General features: G+C 68.6%; 18 protein-coding genes and 1 pseudogene. 9 read left to right on the top strand and 10 right to left on the bottom strand.

The window, feature by feature from the left end; genetic code table 11:
* Positions 1-269, top strand: a pseudogene (locus tag BMX16_RS14740) (IS5/IS1182 family transposase); the annotation flags it as partial.
* 101 nt (positions 270-370) lie between these two features.
* Positions 371-580: a hypothetical protein gene (locus tag BMX16_RS14735; protein WP_342707828.1), complete on the top strand. Its 210-nt coding sequence runs from the start codon at positions 371-373 to the stop codon at positions 578-580.
* Here the strand turns inward: BMX16_RS14735 and BMX16_RS14730 are convergent.
* From BMX16_RS14730 to BMX16_RS17665, 3 genes are read right to left on the bottom strand one after another with little or no spacing between them, the layout of a single operon-like run.
* Positions 577-1497 carry a tyrosine recombinase gene (locus BMX16_RS14730; protein WP_089905173.1) on the bottom strand — a complete coding sequence of 307 codons (921 nt, stop codon included), beginning with the start codon at positions 1495-1497 and terminating at the stop codon, positions 577-579. The two genes, BMX16_RS14735 and BMX16_RS14730, sit on opposite strands and share 4 nt — an antisense overlap.
* 26 nt (positions 1498-1523) lie before the next feature.
* Positions 1524-3098, bottom strand: coding sequence for a hypothetical protein (locus tag BMX16_RS14725; RefSeq protein WP_245731590.1), 1575 nt, complete (start codon positions 3096-3098; stop codon positions 1524-1526).
* Positions 3099-3112: 14 nt separating this feature from the next.
* Complete coding sequence (locus BMX16_RS17665) at positions 3113-3265, bottom strand: hypothetical protein (protein ID WP_089905159.1); 153 nt, start codon at positions 3263-3265, stop codon at positions 3113-3115.
* 150 nt (positions 3266-3415) lie between these two features.
* Between BMX16_RS17665 and BMX16_RS14715 the strand changes: the two genes are divergently transcribed.
* From BMX16_RS14715 to BMX16_RS14705, 3 genes are all read left to right on the top strand, one after another.
* Entirely contained in the window at positions 3416-4030 is a 615-nt protein-coding gene (locus tag BMX16_RS14715; protein ID WP_089905157.1) for a shikimate kinase, read from the top strand.
* Positions 4027-5151, top strand: a complete 1125-nt coding sequence (gene aroB / locus BMX16_RS14710) for a 3-dehydroquinate synthase (protein ID WP_089905155.1) — start codon at positions 4027-4029, stop codon at positions 5149-5151. Before BMX16_RS14715 ends, aroB begins: the two co-directional genes overlap by 4 nt.
* 230 nt (positions 5152-5381) lie before the next feature.
* Positions 5382-5843 (top strand): hypothetical protein, encoded by a 462-nt coding sequence (locus tag BMX16_RS14705; protein WP_143058050.1) that lies wholly within the window; start codon positions 5382-5384, stop codon positions 5841-5843.
* 246 nt (positions 5844-6089) lie between these two features.
* Here BMX16_RS14705 and ssb read toward each other — a convergent pair whose 3' ends face one another.
* On the bottom strand, positions 6090-6650 hold the full coding sequence (ssb, locus tag BMX16_RS14700; protein ID WP_089905150.1) for a single-stranded DNA-binding protein: 561 nt from the start codon (positions 6648-6650) through the stop codon (positions 6090-6092).
* A gap of 197 nt (positions 6651-6847) precedes the next feature.
* On the opposite strand from ssb, the gene BMX16_RS14695 reads away from it, so the two are divergent.
* Positions 6848-7441 carry a lytic transglycosylase domain-containing protein gene (locus BMX16_RS14695; RefSeq protein ID WP_425434040.1) on the top strand — a complete coding sequence of 198 codons (594 nt, stop codon included), beginning with the start codon at positions 6848-6850 and terminating at the stop codon, positions 7439-7441.
* 22 nt (positions 7442-7463) lie between these two features.
* Here BMX16_RS14695 and BMX16_RS14690 read toward each other — a convergent pair whose 3' ends face one another.
* Positions 7464-8327, bottom strand: a complete 864-nt coding sequence (locus tag BMX16_RS14690) for a DUF1206 domain-containing protein (RefSeq protein ID WP_089905149.1) — start codon at positions 8325-8327, stop codon at positions 7464-7466.
* Positions 8328-8494: 167 nt separating this feature from the next.
* Here BMX16_RS14690 and BMX16_RS14685 point away from each other — a divergent pair, with 167 nt between their 5' ends.
* Positions 8495-9757, top strand: a complete 1263-nt coding sequence (locus BMX16_RS14685) for a DUF2254 domain-containing protein (RefSeq protein ID WP_177174686.1) — start codon at positions 8495-8497, stop codon at positions 9755-9757.
* A 9-nt stretch (positions 9758-9766) separates the two neighbouring features.
* Here BMX16_RS14685 and BMX16_RS14680 read toward each other — a convergent pair whose 3' ends face one another.
* The 5 genes from BMX16_RS14680 to miaA all read right to left on the bottom strand — a co-directional run bounded on the left by BMX16_RS14680 (position 9767) and on the right by miaA (position 16554).
* The gene (locus BMX16_RS14680; RefSeq protein ID WP_089905145.1) at positions 9767-11866 is read right to left on the bottom strand and encodes a dipeptide ABC transporter ATP-binding protein; all 2100 of its coding nucleotides are present in this window, start codon (positions 11864-11866) and stop codon (positions 9767-9769) included.
* 154 nt (positions 11867-12020) lie between these two features.
* Positions 12021-13433 carry an ABC transporter permease gene (locus tag BMX16_RS14675; RefSeq protein ID WP_089905141.1) on the bottom strand — a complete coding sequence of 471 codons (1413 nt, stop codon included), beginning with the start codon at positions 13431-13433 and terminating at the stop codon, positions 12021-12023.
* A complete protein-coding gene (locus BMX16_RS14670) occupies positions 13430-14482 on the bottom strand; it encodes an ABC transporter permease (RefSeq protein ID WP_089905166.1) in 1053 nt (350 codons plus the stop codon). Before BMX16_RS14670 ends, BMX16_RS14675 begins: the two co-directional genes overlap by 4 nt.
* Positions 14483-14641: 159 nt before the next feature.
* Complete coding sequence (locus BMX16_RS14665) at positions 14642-15541, bottom strand: helix-turn-helix transcriptional regulator (protein ID WP_089905138.1); 900 nt, start codon at positions 15539-15541, stop codon at positions 14642-14644.
* A 59-nt stretch (positions 15542-15600) separates the two neighbouring features.
* Complete coding sequence (gene miaA, locus BMX16_RS14660) at positions 15601-16554, bottom strand: tRNA (adenosine(37)-N6)-dimethylallyltransferase MiaA (protein ID WP_089905136.1); 954 nt, start codon at positions 16552-16554, stop codon at positions 15601-15603.
* Between the two features lie 127 nt (positions 16555-16681).
* Between miaA and pyrH the strand changes: the two genes are divergently transcribed.
* Together pyrH and frr are read left to right on the top strand one after the other, a co-directional pair.
* The gene (gene pyrH / locus BMX16_RS14655) at positions 16682-17419 is read left to right on the top strand and encodes a UMP kinase (RefSeq protein ID WP_089905134.1); all 738 of its coding nucleotides are present in this window, start codon (positions 16682-16684) and stop codon (positions 17417-17419) included.
* A gap of 141 nt (positions 17420-17560) precedes the next feature.
* Positions 17561-18121 (top strand): ribosome recycling factor, encoded by a 561-nt coding sequence (gene frr / locus BMX16_RS14650; protein WP_089905132.1) that lies wholly within the window; start codon positions 17561-17563, stop codon positions 18119-18121.
* Positions 18122-18166: the final 45 nt, after the last annotated feature.

The raw sequence follows: 18166 nt of genomic DNA, 5'->3' as shown, positions 1-18166 counted from the left end.
CCCAACCATGGGAACCAACCACCGCCGGTGCCATAGCCAGGAATGATGCGCTCCGCGCATCGAAGTGTCTGGGTCGGGCGCTCTGGCGGAACTGGAGCGGATACCACCGCCGGAGCCGCGTCGAGACAAAGATGCATTGTGTAAAGCTGCTGGGCCAGCGGCTGATGGCTCGGGACTTCGACCGCCAGGTCGCAGAGGTCCAGGTGCGCATCGCTATCCTGAATGGCTACACCGCCCTTGGCATCCCCGTTACAAAGGCAGTGGCATAAATCCGTCTGGGGTAAGGGGAAAACCGTCCGTCAGCTGATTTGCGCAACAGAGTCCCGCTGCCGATGTCGCCCGCGTCGAGGCAGAAGAAGCCAACGCCGAGATGCGCGATCAGGCGTTCAAACAGGCCCGCCGCTATGACGCGCCGCAGGCGGGGCGATCCACCAGTGCGGGCAGCGGGCGGCGGCGGGCCGGCAGCGCCGATCAGGGCTTTGGCGGGGCCGTGGCCAGCGTGGTCATCAAGGAGCTGAAAGGCACAACAGGCCGCCGCATCGTGCGCGGCATCCTCGGCGGGTTGTTCCGGGGGCGCTAGGCCCCGTCCTTGCGGGCCAGCGGGTGGTGGGTCATCACCAGTTCGGTCAGCGTGGCGTCGAGGACATGGGTATAGATCTCGGTCGTGGCGACATCGGCGTGGCCCAGCATGATCTGGATCGCGCGCAGGTCCGCCCCGCCCGCCAGCAGGTGCGTCGCAAAGGCGTGCCGCATCGTGTGCGGCGTCACACCGTCGGGTGGCACACCTGCGGCCAGCGCCAGTTCCTTGATCAGCAGAAAGAACCGCTGACGCGTCATGTGACCGGCCTTGCCGCGGGCGGGGAATAGGAATTTGGGGGCGGGTTTGCCCTTCAGCCGCAGCGCCTCCGCCTCCGCGTCCCAGCGGATCAGCCAGTCGGCGGTGGCGGCGCGGGCGGGGCCCGACAGAGGCACCAAGCGTTCCTTGCCACCCTTGCCGCGCACCAGCAGCATCCGGGGATCGCCGCGCGCTGCCGCCACCGGCAGCGACACCAGTTCCGTCACCCGCATGCCCGTGGCGTACAGCAGTTCCATCAGGCAGGTGTTGCGCACCGCATCAGCGCCGCTGTCGCGTGCGGCCTGCAGCAGCCGGCCCACCTCGTCGATGCTCAGCGTCTTGGGCAGGGTCCGCGCCTTTCCCGGACCGGTCAGCCTGATCGCCGGATTGTCGGGCCGCCACCCTTCCTCGAACGCAAAGCGATAGATCTGCCGGATCGACGACAGGCGGCGGGCACGGGTCGCGCGGGCCAGCCCCTGTGCGTCGCAGGCGATCAGATAGGCCTCGACGTCGCCCTGCGCGGCCGTGGCGAAATGCAGTTCCCGGTCCGACAGCCAGCCCGCGAAATCGTTCAGGTCGCGGGCATAGGCCAGTTGCGTGTTGTGCGCCGCGTCCAGTTCGGCGGCCGTGGCCGCGACGAACGTCTGGATCCAGCGCGCCATCTGGTCCGGCCCGGCGACGGGTGCGTTCACGACGTGCGGTCCAGCAGCAGCAGTTGCAGCGCCGCCCGGCGCGCCATGTCCTGCAATCCCGCCTCGTGCAGGACCCGCAGCGCGTCAGAGACGGAGCGGGCATCGCCCGCCACGCCCGCCTCGAACACGGGCATGATGCGCAACAGCGCCTCGCCAAGTTGGCCGTCTGCCAGCAACGTCGCATAGGGGTCCGGTGCCGGTGTGTCGGCAAACCCTGCCACGACCGCCATCTCCATCGCGGTCACGGGGACGACGTCGGTAAAGTCGCCGGTCGCCACGGCGCGCAGCACCGGGTTGCCGGCGGCGGGACCGGCATCGGCGAAATTGTCGGACAGAAGCCGGATCGTCACCGACAGTCCGGCCGCCTCGCCGATCAGGTCCAGTTGCGACAGCGACATCGCGTGCAGGCTGGCAAAGGTCACCTCGGCGCGGATCGCCTGCATCGCGGCCCATGCGGGGGGCAGAGTGGCGGACACCGCCGCCGCATCGCCCGCGCGCAGGGCGGCATCGAACTGCTGATAGGCGTCCAGCCGGTCCCAGACGCCACCGGACGCCGCAGGCGTCACGTCGGCCATGACGGCGGCCAGCATCGGCCCCGACAGGGCGCCGTGCAGCGACAACCGCTCTGCCGCATCCAGCCGCGCCTTTTCGCCCACGGTGGTGCGCAGGTCGGCGCGCGCAAAGGCCAGCGGCAGCGGCTGCGTCGCCAACCCCTCGCCGATCGCCTCGCGCAGACGGAAGATCAGCGGGCTGAGCCGGTCTGGCGGCGGGAGCGGCGCGTCGGGATCGACGAGGCCCGCATCGAGGAAGCGGGCCAGCAGCGCCTCCTCCTCGGCGTTCACGTCGCCCAGCGCGCGGTAGGTGTTCAGCGTCAGCGCTGCCGCCATCCAGTCGCCGCCCCGCGCCATGCAAAAGATGCGCGCCGGCAAGGTGGGGGCCAGCCCCGGTGCGGTCTGCATCGCCCCGCAGGGCGCATCTTCGGTCCCCGTCAGCAGGGCCACGTCGAACCAGCGGCGGAACAGGTCCGGTTCCGTGCGGCCTGCGGCGCGGATCAGGGCATCGGCCTCGGTCAGGTTGGCCAAATCCAGCAGCTTGTCGATGCGGGCCAGCAACAGCCCGTCGGCATCACCGGCAGGGGCGTCGGCCTGCGCCAGCAGCAGCATCACCAGCAATTCGCGCAAGGCGGGCAGGGCGGGTTCCGGTTCGGCCTGGATCAGCGTGACCAGCGTCTCGAGGTCGCTGCCGGTCCACAGGTCGGCGGGCAACCCGGTCAGGGACCGGGGCAGGGTGCCGATGGGACCCAGGGCCGCATCGTCCAGCGCCGTCACCGTGATGTCGGGGCTTGCGGCACCGTCGGCCACAGGCGGCTCGTTCGGATCGGGGATGCTGTTGGCCGTGGTGCCCGTGGTTCCGGCGGCCACCGGCACCTCGACCGATTGCGACAGCCAGTCGATGGCCGACAGGGGCGCGCCGCCGCCGTTCGCGGCGGGCATGTCCTGCGCCATGGCCTGCGCGCCAAGGACCGCAGCCATCGCCACGCTCAGCATCAGGCCACGGCGCGCACCCGTCATGTATCCATCAAGATTCATTCGACCCCGAGGGTGACGGGCTGCGTGGTCTGACTGCTGGGCGGCGCGAAGTCGCCCGGAAAGAACAGGGGTCCGGCATAGGCATAGGCCACCAGCGCCAGCCCCGCGAGGACGGCCAGAAAGAAGAGTGCCTTGATCAGTCGCCACATGGCTGCGTGTCCCGTCCTGCCTGTCGTCCGGTCCTGCGCCGGCTCTGCTGGGTTTATATATGGCCTTTCCGTCAAGATCACGCCATTCAAGGCGATAATTCGAAACTCGGCGACGGCTGGCCTGTCGCGGGATGCACAGGGGGGCGGCGGATGGGATCGACGCAGGGCGAGCCGGGCGGCACGGGCCAAGATTCGGGTCAAGAGGTGGGCCAGACCCTGCGGCCCGTACTGCACCGCACCGTGGTGATGGTCGGCATGATGGGATCCGGCAAGACGGCGGTGGGCCGCGCCCTTGGCCAGCGCCTGTCGGTGCCGTTCCTCGACAGCGACGCCGAGATCGAGACCGCCGCCCACGCCAGCATCGCCGAGATCTTCGCCCGCGACGGAGAGCCGTTCTTCCGCCGTCGCGAATCAGAGGTGATCGGCCGCCTGCTGGCCGGGCCGCCCTGCATCCTGTCCACCGGCGGCGGCGCATACCTTGCCGCGCGCAACCGCGACGCCATCGCGGCGCACGGTGTGGCGGTCTGGCTGAACGCCCCGCTCGATCTGCTGTGGGAGAGGGTCCGGCACAAGGATTCGCGGCCGCTGCTGCGCACGACCGACCCCCGCGCGACGCTGGCGCAGATCCATGCGGACCGCACGCCCGTCTATGCCGAAGCCCGCCTGCACCTTGCGGTGCAGTCCCGCGCCAGCATCGAGGAGACGACCGACAGCGTCATCGCCTTGCTGCTGACCGACCCCACCGTTCTGGAGATGTTGCCATGACCCTGCACCGATCAACCCCACCCGCGACCGTGCCCGTAGCACTCCCCGGACGGGCCTATGACGTGATGATCGGGCCGGGATTGCTGGCGCAGGCGGGGGCGCGCATCGCGGCACTGGGCGGGCGACGTCACGTGGCTGTGCTGACCGATACCACCGTGGCGGGCCTGCATCTGGCGGCGCTTCAGGACAGCCTGACGGCAGCGGGCCTGACCTGTGCCGCGCTGGAACTGCCCAGCGGCGAAGGCACCAAGTCATGGGCCGCACTGGAACGCTGCTGCGATTTCCTGCTGGATCAGCGGGTCGAACGGGGCGACGTGGTCGTGGCGCTTGGCGGCGGCGTGATCGGCGATCTGGGCGGCTTTGCCGCTGCGGTCCTGCGGCGCGGCGTGCGCTTCGTGCAGATCCCCACGACGCTGCTGGCGCAGGTGGACAGTTCGGTCGGCGGCAAGACCGGCATCAACACGCGCCACGGCAAGAACCTGATCGGCGCGTTCCACCAGCCCAGCCTCGTGCTGGCGGATACCGACTTGCTGGCGACGCTGCCGGCCCGCGATTTTCTGGCGGGCTACGGCGAGGTGGTGAAATACGGCCTGCTGGGCGACGCCGCCTTCTTCGACTGGCTGGAGGACCACGCCCCCCGCCTGGCGAGGGATGACGTGGCCGCCCGCGTGCATGCGGTCACGCGGTCGGTGCAGATGAAGGCCGAGATCGTCGTGCGCGACGAGAAGGAGCAGGGCGACCGCGCGCTCTTGAACCTTGGCCACACCTTTTGTCACGCGCTGGAACAGGCGACGGGCTATTCCGACAGGCTGCTGCACGGCGAGGGGGTGGCGATCGGCTGCGCCATGGCCTTCGATCTGTCCGCGCGTCTGGGTCTGTGCAGTCAGGAAGACCCGGTCCGCGTGCGTGCGCACCTAAAGGCGATGGGGATGCGCACGGATCTGCGCGACATCCCCGGCGATCTGCCGGATGCGGAGGCGCTGCTGGGCCTGATGGGACAGGACAAGAAGGTGGTGGCAGGTCGGCTGCGCTTCGTGCTCGCCCGCGGTATCGGTCAGGCGTTCGTCACAGGCGACGTGCCGCCGGACCAGGTGCTGACGGTGCTGCGCGATGCGGCATAGGGCGCAACGCCGCAGCTTGCCGGAGCAGGCCGGTCGTAAAAGCGACGCTTGCGCATCTGCGCCATGTGCATCTGCGGCAAAAGTCCTGCGCCAACCCGCTGCGGGTGTTGCGTTCGTCCTGACTGCCGCACCAGTGGTCGCCCTGTCACCGTATCAGGCAAAAACGCTTGCGCGCGTGCAAGCCCTTGGCAAGATGCATAGCGACAGATGGATCGTCGTGGGAGCTGCATTTGAAGGTTCTGCGAACGTGGCGCAAGATATGCTTCACCAATACATCCTGGTTGCGGGCGATCACGCTGTGCCAGGATGACGAAGGTTTCTGGGTCGCGTTTACCCACGTCAGCACCGAAGGCCCGGATTCGATCGTCTATCTGCCCGTGACCCATATCCTGCCTGTGGCTGAGGCATTGGAAGATGTGTCAAACGACGTCAGGTCATATCGGTTCGTCCCCGCGCCGGTTTTTGGCAAGGATGACCGAAGCAGACCGGCGCGCGTAAATGGCGCGGCCTATATGCTGGCAAGCTTCCGGTATCGCCCGGTGCTTGTCTTCAATGGCGCTGAAGGACTCTGGACAGCCCAGCTGGTGTCAGGCCGCCTTGCGAGGCTTCTGGCGCGGCTGTTGCGCATGCTGCACCAAAGATATGACGCGGCGCCTGCACTACGGCAACGGCCGGGCGACCACAGCCGTTGATCCGTGAAGCACCGGCAGCGCGCTGTTTTCGCGTCCGCGCGGCAAACGGCAGAGGAGTCCGCAAAAGACATCCATCACCGATGACGGCCTGCGCTCTACCAGACGCTGGCCTTTTGCTGTGCCGACCCGTTCAGGACGATGTGGCCCCCTGCGCGACCGGCAATGACGTCGACGGCCGAATGACCTTTGGCCCCCGACCGTCACGTGTTAACGAAAAACGCCGCCACGTGGGGCGGCGTTTCTGTTTTAGAACGGGATTTCGTCGTCCATGTCGCCGCGACCACCGCCTGCGGGGGCGCCGCCGCCGGACCGGCCGCCGCCGCCACCAGACCGTCCACTCGTGCTGCCGCCGCCGTAGCCGCCGCCCTGATCGTAACCGCCGCCACCATAGCCGCCATCGTCATAGCCGCCGCCGGAGTTGCCACCGCCGCCACCGCCGCCGCCACCGCCGCCGTTCGGGCCGTCCAGCATGGTCATCACGCTGCCCAGTCCCTGCAGCACGACCTCTGTGCTATAGCGGTCGGCACCCGATTGGTCCTGCCATTTGCGGGTCTGCAGCTTGCCCTCGATATAGACCTTGGAGCCTTTCTTCAGATACCGCTCGGCTACGCCGACCAGCCCTTCCGAAAAGATGGCGACCGTGTGCCATTCGGTCTTTTCCTTGCGCTCGCCGCTGTTCTTGTCCTTCCAGGACTCCGACGTGGCGATGCGCAGGTTGCACACCTTGCCGCCGTTCTGAAAGCTACGCACCTCGGGATCGGCGCCGAGGTTGCCGATGAGGATGACCTTGTTGACCGAGCCTGCCATGCGATGTCCTGTCGTTTGCGATTCTGTTGGCTGTCTATGTGACAGATTGCAGGGATAAAGGTAAACCAATGCCTGGCGCGCGCAACGCGTCATCTGCGGCTGATCGGCGGACCTGCATCCCTGCGACAGATCAGGACTCGCATGAAAACGGTTTTGGGGTATTGTTGCGCGCAACAGAACCGGGGTGGAGTATTCAGATGCGGATGACGGGTTGGGCCGCTGCGGCCATCACGGCCATGGCATCGACGGTTGCGGCGCAGGGCACCGATACCGTGTCGACCTCGGGTCGGATGGCACTGTTCCAGAACCAGCTCTCGGTCCTCGATAACCGCGCGTCCCAGCAATACAACAACTCGGTCCGCCTGCAGCCGCCGCGTGCCGTCGTGCCGTCGGTCGTGGCGGTCGCACCCGCCTATGTCGGTCGCTATGCCGGCCCCTATCTGGCGCTGGCGCGCAGTGCCGCCCAGAAACATGGCATCCCGGAGGATCTGTTCCTGCGCCTCGTCCAGCAGGAATCGGGCTGGAACGCGGCCGCCATCTCGACCAAGGGGGCGCTGGGACTGGCGCAGTTGATGCCCGACACCGCCCGCGGGCTTGGCGTCGATCCGCGCGATCCGGTCCAGAACCTCGAAGGCGGGGCGCGGTACCTGAAGCTGCAATATGCCAAGTTCGGCAACTGGCCGCATGCGCTCGCGGCCTACAACGCGGGCCCCGGTGCGGTCGAGCGGCACAACGGCATCCCGCCCTATGCGGAAACCGTCAATTACGTGCGCGTGATCTGGGGCCAGTGATCTGAGGCCAGTGATCTCTCGGTTAGCGACCGCTTGACGGACCGGACCCCGTCGCCATGTCCTGCAGGCGGGCGGTAAGGGTGGCGACATCGGGGTCGCGCAGGCGCGGGATGATCCGCCAGACCGCGTTCACGCCAAGGAACAGCGCAAAGAGCGCCAGACCCACGCACAACCCGGTCACCAGCAGCTGGCCGTAAACCTGCCTCCCCAGCCATCCGAACGCCGTCTCCAGCCCGCCTGCACCGCTGGCGTCGTGCTGCCACGCGGCCAGTCCGATCAGCCCGCCGATGATGAGGATGGACACGCCCTGTGCCGCCAGTCCCAGTTGCAGCAGGCGGTTGAAATGCAGGGTGAAATGATTGGCCTTCAGCGTGTCGCGATAATCCTGCGTCCACGCCTTGTGCAGATAATGGATCCCGGCGCCCGCCGTGACCGCGCCGATCGCCCCCAGCACGATCTGGCCGAACGGCCACCCCATCAGCAGGCCCGCGTAATAGGAGATGCTGGACCCGCCGCCGTCGTCGGGTCCGCCAAAGAGCAGAACCAGCGGCACCACCCCCAGCCCTGCATGGATCACACCCGTCACCGCCTGTCCGGCACGGGCGGCCAGTCCCTTGGCATCGCTGCCGTAATCCTCCAGATCAAAGGCGGCGTCGACCAGCCGCCACGCCATGTAGGCGAACATGCCCAGCGACACGACCACCAGCGACACGCGTCCGAAAGGCGAGCGTTCGACCATCTCGAGCGCCTCCGACGTGCCCTTGGCGTCGCCGCCGTGCCAGATCGTGAACAGCGACAGGCCGGACACGATGGCATAGACCAGCGCGCGCCCCGCATAGCCCACGCGCATCACGGGCATCGCCCAGTTCAGATTTTCCGACGGCATTTCCACACGCTCCTGTGACCGGGGGCCAATGCGCCACAGGCGGTGTGGTTCCGTACGCGACCGATTTGTGTCCGGCGGCGTGCCGCGTCATAGATTGCGCAGGGCAATTTTTCCGCCGGAGGTCATTTCAGATGCTGTCGTCTTTCCGTTACCGGGTCCGCCGGATCATGTCCCACATCTGGGCCCCGATCACCGCCTATGGCCTGCTGGGTCTGTTCACCGCCATCGCGGCGCGAACGTTCCGCAGTGCCATACCGGATGCGTGGGTGTTCAAGATCGGCGCGGACAGCATCGACAGCCTGCTCAACATCCTCGCGTCCTCGATGCTGGCGGTCACGACGTTCTCGGTGTCGATCATGATCACGGCCTTCACGAACGCATCCGGCTCTGCCACCCCGCGGGCGTCGCTGTTGTTGAAGGCGGACAGCACGGCGCAGCGGGTGCTGGCGAGTTTCATCGGAGCCTTCATCTTTTCGCTGGTCGGCATCATCAGCCTGCAGATCGGCGTCTACGGCGAGGGCGGCCGCGTGATCCTGTTCGCGGCGACGATCTTCGTGCTGGCGCTGATCGTCGTGAACCTGGTGCGCTGGATCGGCCACCTGACCGACTTCGGCCGCCTGGCCGATACGGTGGACCGGGTCGAGACGGCGGCGAAGGGCGCCATGAAAGAGCGTTTGCGCAATCCGTGGATGGGGGCGCGGCCACTGGCGGACCGCACCCCACCGGCAGGTGCCGTGCCGATCCGCGCGCAAAGCGTCGGTCACATCCAGTTCATCAACCTGCAGGATTTGAATGCGCGTGCGGAAAAGGCCGGTTGCACGGTGATGATCGCCGTCACGCCGGGCACCTTCGTCGACGCGCAGGCGGATCTGGCCCATGTGGTCGGCGGTCCGGTGGGTCCGGACTTCGACGATCTGCTGGCCGGATTGCACGCCTGTTTCGAGATCGGCATGACGCGCAGCTTTGATCAGGATCCACGGTTCGGCATGATCACGCTGAGCGAGATCGCCAGCCGCGCGCTGTCGCCTGCCGTCAATGATCCCGGCACCGCGATCGACGTGATCCGCCGCGTCACCCGCGTCCTGTCGCTGTGGGATACGGCGGCCGCACCGCAGGTGACCTATCCGCATCTGGCGATCACGGGGTTGCAGGCCTCCGACATGATGCGCGATGCCTTTGCCGCACCCGCCCGCGACGGTGCGGCGCTCTACGAGGTGCAGGTGGCGCTGCAACGGTCGCTTCTGGCGCTGGCGCGTCTCGACCCGCTGATCTTCGCGGCGGCGGCGGATGATCAGGCGGCGCGGGCGATGGTCCATGCCCGCGGCGCCATGGCGATCGACGCCGACCTGACGCATCTGCAGGCCATTGCCGACCAGACAGCGGCGCTGGTGCCCGGCGATGGGGGCGACGTCCTGTCCAGCCGCACCTGACTGTGCGCGTCAGCCTGCCGCGTCGGTCCCGGCAATCACGGGCGTCATCGCCGCCAGCACGGCGTCGGGCAGGTGGCAGCGGATCTGCCCGCCGCCGGGCAGCGTCCGCAGGTCCGGCAGCATGCGGTCGCACAGGTCGCCCGGTACCTGATCCTTGCGGTGACACCGCGTCTGGAACGGACAGCCGGGCGGCGGGTTCACCGCCGAGGGCACGTCGCCCTGCAAGATTACCTGACGCCGCTTGACGCCGGTATCGGCGATCGGCACGGCGGACAGCAGCGCCTCGGTATAGGGGTGATAGGGCGGGGCAAAGACCTGGGCGGTCGACCCCGCCTCGACCACATAACCCAGATACATGACCAGGACCCGGTCCGCGAGGTAGCGCACGATCCCCAGATCGTGGCTGATGAACAGCAGCGCCGTGCCGTGGCGGGCCTGCATGTCGATCAGCAGGTCGGTGATCGCCGCCTGCACGCTGACGTCGAGGGCCGAGACGGGTTCGTCCGCGACCACCACCTGTGGCGTGCCCGCAAAGGCGCGGGCGATGCCGACACGCTGACGTTGCCCGCCGGACAAGTGGCGCGGCAGCCTGTCCGCCGCGCTGCGCGGCAGGCGCACCCGGTCGAGCAGCCCCAGCATCCGTTCTTGCCGGTCGGCGGTGTTGCGGCCGATGCGGAATACGGTCAGGGCGCGCTGGATCTGGCGACCCACGCTCACCGACGGGTTCAGCGTGTCGGCGGGGTTCTGGAACACCATCTGAATGGCCGCGACGGTGGCGGGATCCCGGTCCGCCACGGGCACGCCGCCGATGGGCCGGTCGTGGAACCGCACCTGACCTGCCGTCGCCGTGACCAGACCCGTCAGCACGCGGGCGAGGGTGGATTTGCCGCTGCCGCTTTCTCCCACGACGGCCAGCGTCTCGCCTGCATGCAGATCGAAGGTGACGTCCGTGTTGGCCCGCACGACCTGTGCGCGTCCGCGGGCAAAGAGGCTGCGGGCGACCGGATAGTGGGTGTGCAACCCCGCAACCCGCAGCACGACCGGACCGGGCGCGGTGCGGGGCTGCGGGTCAAAGGCCGTGGGTGCGGCGTCCCACTCGATGGCGGTGTGGCGCAGGCAGCGGGTCATATGGGGCAGGGCGGCGCGGCGGGTGTCCAGCGTCGTGGCGCCGGGCCGGACGGGCAGCAGCGGCACCGGACCCGCGTCGCACAGCCCCGCCACCGCATGGGCGCACCGGGGCGCAAAGCGGCATCCGGGCGGGAGCGCGTCCGGCTGCGGCATGGTGCCGGGGATCGTGACCAGCGGGCGGTGATCGCGCGAGGCAGCGGGCACCGGGATCGCCCGGAACAGCGCCTGCGTGTAGGGGTGACGCATCGCGTCGAAGACCGCGCGCGCGGGGCCTGCCTCGACCACCTCGCCCGCATACATCACGCAGATGCGGTCACAGACGTCCAGCACCAGCCCGAGGTTGTGCGTGATGAACAGCAGGGCCGTACCTTGCGACCGGCACAGGTCCTTGACCAGTTGCACCACCGCCGCCTCGACCGTCACGTCGAGGGCGGTCGTCGGCTCGTCCAGGATCAGCAGGGACGGGCGGCTCATCAGGGCCATGGCGATGACGATGCGTTGCTGCTGGCCGCCCGACAGCTGGTGCGGATAGCTGCGCAGGATGCGGTCCGGGTCCGGCAGCTGCACGTCGGCGACGATGGCGCGGGCACGCACCATCGCCGCTGCGCGCGACACCCCCTCGTGGATCATCGGCACCTCGGCCAGCTGGGCGCCCACGGTCATCGCCGGGTTCAGCGACGCCATCGGGTCCTGCTGGACCATCACGATCCTGCGCCCCCGGATGGCACGCAGGGCGGCGGGCGACAGGGTGGACAGGTCCTGCCCATCGAGCCGCACGGTGCCGCCGGTGATGCGCCCCGATGGCCCCAGATCGCGCAGGATCGCGGCGGCCACCGTGGACTTGCCGCACCCGGATTCGCCCACCAGCGCCAGCGCCTCGCCCGCGGCGATGGTCAGGGTCAGGTCCGTGACGGCGGGGAGCAGCCGGTCGCGGGTGGCGAAGGTGACCGAAAGGCCCTGAATGGCGAGGAGGGGGGTCATGATGCGGGTGTCATCTGCGCGGGGGTCTGATCGTGGGGCGGGGTCGGACCGGGGCCAGCCCCAGACCCCGGGATATTTGGGACCAGAAGAACGGGGGACCCGGGTGCGGGGGCCGTGCTACGCTGGCAGGGACGGTTGGGTGAGGCAGATGGCGTCATCGGTCGGCCATGCTCTGTTCGCGCAGACCGTCGGCCAGCAGGTTCAGTCCCAGCACGAGGCTGAGGAGCGCCGCCGCCGGTGGCAGGGCCGGGTGGACATAGACCAGCAGGAGTTTGCGCCCTTCGTTGATGGTGCTACCCCAGTCGGGGCTTTCGGGGGGCAGGCCGAGGCCGAAGAACCCCAAAGTGCCCAGCAGGATGGTGGTGTATCCGATGCGCAGGCAGGTGTCGACGATGAGGGGGCCGCGGGCGTTCGGCAGCACCTCCCACAGCATGATGTAGGCGGGTGTTTCGCCGCGCGTGCGGGCGGCGGCCACGTAGTCGCGGGTGCGGATGTCCAGCGTCAGGCCGCGCACGATGCGGAACACGATCGGCGCGTTGACGAAGACCACCGCGACGAAGACGACGAGCAGGCCCCGGTCCGGGTCCAGCGGATCGAGGCGCGCGGGCAGGAACGTGACCGGCGTGCCCGCCTGCGAGACGACCGCAGCCCAGAGCCATGCGAGCGGCACCAGCACGGCGGCCAGCGTCAGCGCATTGCGCCCCGGTTGCGTGCGCAGGCGGCTGTGGACCAGCACGGCGACGAAGGCCAGCGGCGCGCCGAACAGCACCGCAGCCATGACGGGTGGCAGGGCTGAGGATGCGACCTCGGGCGTGACGAGCAGGTAGAACAGCAAGATCACCGGAAAGGCGAGGATGAGGTTCGCCGCGAACGACAGCACCCGGTCGGTCCAGCCCCCGAGGTAGCCTGCGGGCAGGCCCAGCGACAGGCCCACCAGCACGGCTGTCAGCGTGGCGAGGGGGGCGATGGTCAGCACGATCACGGACCCCGCGACCATCCGGCTGAACACGTCGCGCGCCAGGCTGTCGCCGCCCAGCAGGTAGTGCGGATAGAGGCCCGCTTCCGGCACCGGGCTGCCGGGCAGGGCGTTGCGCAGGCTGGAGATCGGGCGCAGCGGGTCGTGCGTGGCGATCAGGCCGAAGCCGCCGTAGAGCAGCGCCGTCACCACCCAGAACAGGACCAGCGCCGCACCGATGGTGCCGACAGTGGAGTGGAATGGCAGGCCGAAGACGCCGAGGCGGCGGCGCAGGCCAACCGACAGGCCGATCACGGTGGCGACGGTCAGGATCGCTGGCGCGAAGCGGGCGATCACGCCGCCGACGATGCCCGTGGTGCCCGCCGGCAGGATCATCCCCGCAAGCACGTAGGCACAGGTCACGAGGCCCAGCGCGCGGCCCGCCCACAGGCTGGCCCGGCGCAGCCCCGGTGCCACGGGTGTCGCGCGCCACACCGCGACGAGGGCCGCGACGAGGCGCAGCGCCAGGAGCGTCAGCCACAGGCCGACGCTGGCGGCGAGCAGCGGGTTCAGCAGGGCGCCGGGCGTGCCGGTCCAGTCCAGCGGCATCACGCGGCCCCCGTCCTGATCCGCGGGTTCAGCAGGGCATAGCCCACGTCCGACAGGAACTGCGTCGCCAGCACGACGGTCACGGAGACGACCGAGACGCCCAGCAGCAGGTCGATGTCGTTGTTGGCCGCCGCCTGCACCAGCGTCCAGCCGAAGCCCTTGTAGTTGAACAGCGTCTCGACCACGACGACGCCGTTCAGCAGCCACGGGATCTGCAGCATGATGACCGTGAACGGCGCGATCAGCGCATTGCGCAGCGCGTGGCGCAGCACGATGTCGCGGAACCGCACCCCCTTGAGCCGTGCGGTGCGGATGTAGGGGGCGGTCATCACCTCGGCCATGCTGGCGCGGGTCATGCGCGCGATGTAACCCATGCCGAACAGCGCGATGGTCACGACCGGCAGGGTGAAGTTGGCGAAGGTCGCGTCGTCCATGGCGGCGGTGGCGGTACCCTTGAACCATGTGATCCCGAAGCTGCCCGTGGCGAAGACCGCGATCAGCACCACGCCGGAGACGTATTCCGGCGTCGCGGTGGTCAGGATCGACACGGTGGACAGCCCGCGGTCCAGCCGCCCCCCTTCGCGCATGCCCGCGAGGATGCCCATCACGAGCGCACCGGGCACCATCAGCACCAGCACCCAGCCCATCAGCTTGCCCGTGAGCGCGAGGCGCGTGGCGATGATCTGGCCCACGTCGTCGCGGAGCACGGTGGACGTCCCCCAATCGCCCTGCAGGATGCCGCAGCGCGGGGGTGTGTCCGTGGCGGGTGCCGCGCCGTCCGCACAGCGTGCGCGGACTTCGCCGTCGGTGCCGGTGACGACGGACCCCAGAAGCACGCCCAGCCACTGGCCGTAGAGCACGGGCAGCGGCTGATCGTAGCCGCGATTGGCCAACCACGTCACCACCGCATCGTCGGCCATCCGTGCGCTGCCTTGCGTCCGGGCCAGCTTTTCGAGGTTCGGGGCAAGGTGCGTGAGCCAGAACACCACGTAGGTCAGGCACAGCGCCGTCAGCACGAGTGTCGCAAGACCGCGAAACGCGTGGGTCAGCAGCGTCAAACGCTCAGGCCTCTGACGCGCGCATCTGCGGTGCTTGCGGTGGTGCGGCGGCGGCGGTCATCGGCCTCTCCCTGACGGCTGGTCGCAAGCTGGCCCCAAGCAGCGGTGGAGGTCAACGCGAAACACCGCGTGGCTTACGAATCCGTCGCGGCGTCAGCGGCGCACCGGGACCCCGGTGCCCGTGCGGCGGAAGGCGCTGGGGCTGGTGCCGGCCCGCGCCTGAAAGGCACGGCTGAAATACGCGGCGGAGTGAAAGCCGGTGTCGGCCGCGATCTGCTGCACCGGGATGGCGGTGTCGCGCAGCATCACGCAAGCCTCGTAATGGCGCCGGTCGGTCAGCAGGGCGAGGGCTGAACGTCCGCAGGTCTGCCGGCAGCAGCGCGTCAGGTGCGTGGGCGTCACGCCGAGGGCTGCGGCATAGTCTGCGACACCGGGATCCGTGCGGAACCCCTGCGCCACCAATCCCGTAAAGGCCGCGACGAGGCGGGCGGCGCTGGTATCGGCGCGGTCGCGGACCGCATCCACCGGCTGCGCCGCGATCTGGCGCGCGACGAAGACCGACAGCAGCCCGGCGTGGTAATGCGCGGCGCGCAGATGGTGCGGGCGGGTCGAGGTCAACTCGCGCTCCAGCCCTTCCAGAAGCGACTGCAATTCCTTCTGCGCCGCCACGTCGCGCAGGCGCAGGTGCACGGGGGTGTCCGGCCATTCGGCGGCCATCGCGGCGGGCAGGGCCAGCATCTGGCCGAAGACCGTGGGGCCCAGCTCGAAGCCGTACATCGTGCCTGCGGGCACGAAGATTAGGTTGTTGGGCCCGTAGCCGCTGGTCAGCCCGCTGACCGTGATGCGCCCCTGACCACGGACGAAGGCGATCAGACGGGGCGTCGCGTGGCTGCGCATCGCTTCGGTGCGCCAGCGGTTGTGCTGGACCGTCTGCCCCAGTGCCTGCAGCGACAGGGGCGTCTGCGATGCGGACGTCACCGCGCGAACGGATCCGCCAATCTGATGGCGGGCAATCTGAAGGTCGGCAATCCGGTGGCGCTGCGACGTGGTCATCGGCGGTCATCCTGTCTTGATGATCCGACAGTGCGGCGGCACGGGGCCGTTGACAACCGTCAATGCGTGGTGGGTCCGGTCGGCAAGGTGGACAGAACGGTGGATATGTCTGTGGACAACTGCGTGGCGCGCGCGTCGACGTGATGCCAGTCGCGCATCCGGCGGGCGAACCACGTCCTTTGACGCTTGGCGTATTGCACCGTCGCGGTGATCGCGGCGTTGCGCGCCTGATCCAGCGTCATCTGGCCGTCGAGGTGCGCGATCAGTTCGGCCGCTCCGATGGCGCGGGCGGACTGATGGGCGGGGTTCCAGTGCGGGCGCATCGCCGCCGCTTCCTCCAGCGCGCCGCTGTGCAGCATGTGGTCGAATCGCGTGCCGATGCGGGGCGTCAGCCAGTCGCGGGGGGCGTCCACCACGATGGCGCAGGCCCGCGTCAGGGGCAGCAGGGGCGGCGGCGTCGTGTCCTGCCAGTCCGCGAGGCTGCGGTGCGTGGCGTGCAGCACTTCCCATGCGCGCTGGACGCGCATGCGATTGGCCGTGTCGATGCGGGCAAGGGTTGCGTCGTCGACGTCGGCCAGAAGGGCGGGCAGGGACAGCGCGTCGGCAGTGGCGCGGGTCGCGGCAGGGATGGGGGGGATGGCCGCCAGCCCTTCGGTCAGGGCGGTCAGGTTCAGCCCGGTGCCGCCCACGATGATGGGGCGTGGCCCGGTTGCAAGCATCGGTGCGAGGTTGCGCAGCCAGTGGCCGACGGAATAGGCCGCATCGCAGGGTACGTGGCCATAGAGCGCGTGGGGCGCCTGCGACAGGTCGGCGTCGGTGGGGCGGGCGGTCAGCAGGCGCCAGCCGTCGAACACTTGCAGCGCATCGGCGTTCACGACGACACCGCCCTGCGCGCGCGCGATGGCCAGTGCCAGCGCCGATTTACCGCTGGCGGTGGGGCCTGCGATCAGGACCGGCGTGTCGGGCGCGAGGCCCGTTGGGATCAAGGCGGGTGGCATCGAAGCTGGTGGCATCGGTCTATTTCGGTGAAAGGCCGACCTGCGGCATTGAACGTCGGGCCCATATGCTTCATTTTGTGCGTCAGCGAAAGACGCAGGCATCCGCATCGCCCGCGCAGCCCCAGCACAGGACAGCCATCCCATGACCGACGCCGCCACCGCCGCCGCACCGATGAAATACGGGCGCGTGATGCTCAAGATCTCGGGCGAGGCGCTGATGGGCGACACGGCCTTCGGCCTGCATCCGCCCACGGTCCAGCGCATCGCGCGCGAGGTGCAGTCCGTGCACGAAACGGGCGTCGAGATCTGCATGGTGATCGGCGGCGGCAACATCTTTCGCGGCCTGCAGGGGTCGGCGCAGGGGATGGAACGCACCACCGCCGACTACATGGGGATGCTGGCGACGGTGATGAACGCGCTGGCGATGCAGTCCGCGCTGGAAGAGCTGAAGATCCACACCCGCGTGATCAGCGCGATTCCGATGGATCAGGTCTGCGAGCCCTACATCCGCCGCCGCGCCGTCCGGCATCTGGAAAAGAAGCGGGTCTGCATCTTTGCCGCTGGCACTGGCAACCCGTATTTCACCACCGACACCGCAGCGACCCTGCGCGCCAACGAGATGAGCTGCGAGGCGATCTTCAAGGGCACCAAGGTCGACGGCGTCTATGACAAGGACCCCAAGAAGCACGCGGACGCCAAGCGCTACGACCGGATCAGCTATGACGAGGTGTTGCAGAAACACCTCGGCGTGATGGATGCGAGCGCAATTGCGCTGGCCCGTGACAACCATCTGCCGATCATCGTGTTCTCCCTCGACGATACCGGCGGGTTCAAGGGCATCCTTGCGGGGACCGGCACATCGACGGTGGTGCACGACTGACCATCAACTGAGCATCGGCGGGTTCCGCCGCAGCCCGCAGCAGCATCTGCGGGCGGTGCTATACAATTCAACGGCTTTGCCGTAAGAGCGGGGCAACGCGAGCTTTCGTTTCGCACGGCATCAAGACAGAGCAAGAGACCCATGGCTGACGACTTCGAACTCGATACCGACGACCTGGCCCGCCGCATGGACGGGGCCATCGCCAACCTGCGTGTGGAACTGGCGTCGCTGCGCACGGGGCGCGCGTCCGGGTCCATGCTGGAACCCATCATGGTCGATGCCTATGGCAGCCCGACGCCGATCAACCAGGTCGGCACCGTGAACGTGCCGGAACCCCGGATGGTCACGATCAACGTCTGGGACAAGGGCCTTGTGAACAAGGTCGAAAAGGCAATCCGCGACAGCGGTCTGGGCATCAACCCGCAGATGAACGGCACGATCATCATGCTGCCGATCCCGGAATTGAACGAGGAACGCCGCCGCGAGCTGACCAAGGTTGCGGGCCAATATGCCGAAAGCGCGCGGGTCAGCATCCGCAACCTGCGCCGCGACGGCATGGACCAGATCAAGCGCGCCAAGGATGGCATGGCCGACGACGACCAGAAGTTCTGGGAATCCTCGGTGCAGGACCTGACCGACGCCCACATCAAGAAGGTGGACGAGACGCTGGAGACGAAACAGGCCGAGATCATGCAGGTCTGAGGGTTGGGACGGCCCGGCGGGATCGCCGGGTTCTCGGGGAAAGAC

This window comes from Loktanella fryxellensis (assembly GCF_900110065.1).
In the GTDB taxonomy this organism is placed as follows: domain Bacteria; phylum Pseudomonadota; class Alphaproteobacteria; order Rhodobacterales; family Rhodobacteraceae; genus Loktanella; species Loktanella fryxellensis.
Note: the sequence above shows the minus strand (reverse complement) of the source record. Positions and strands in the feature narration are given on the sequence as shown.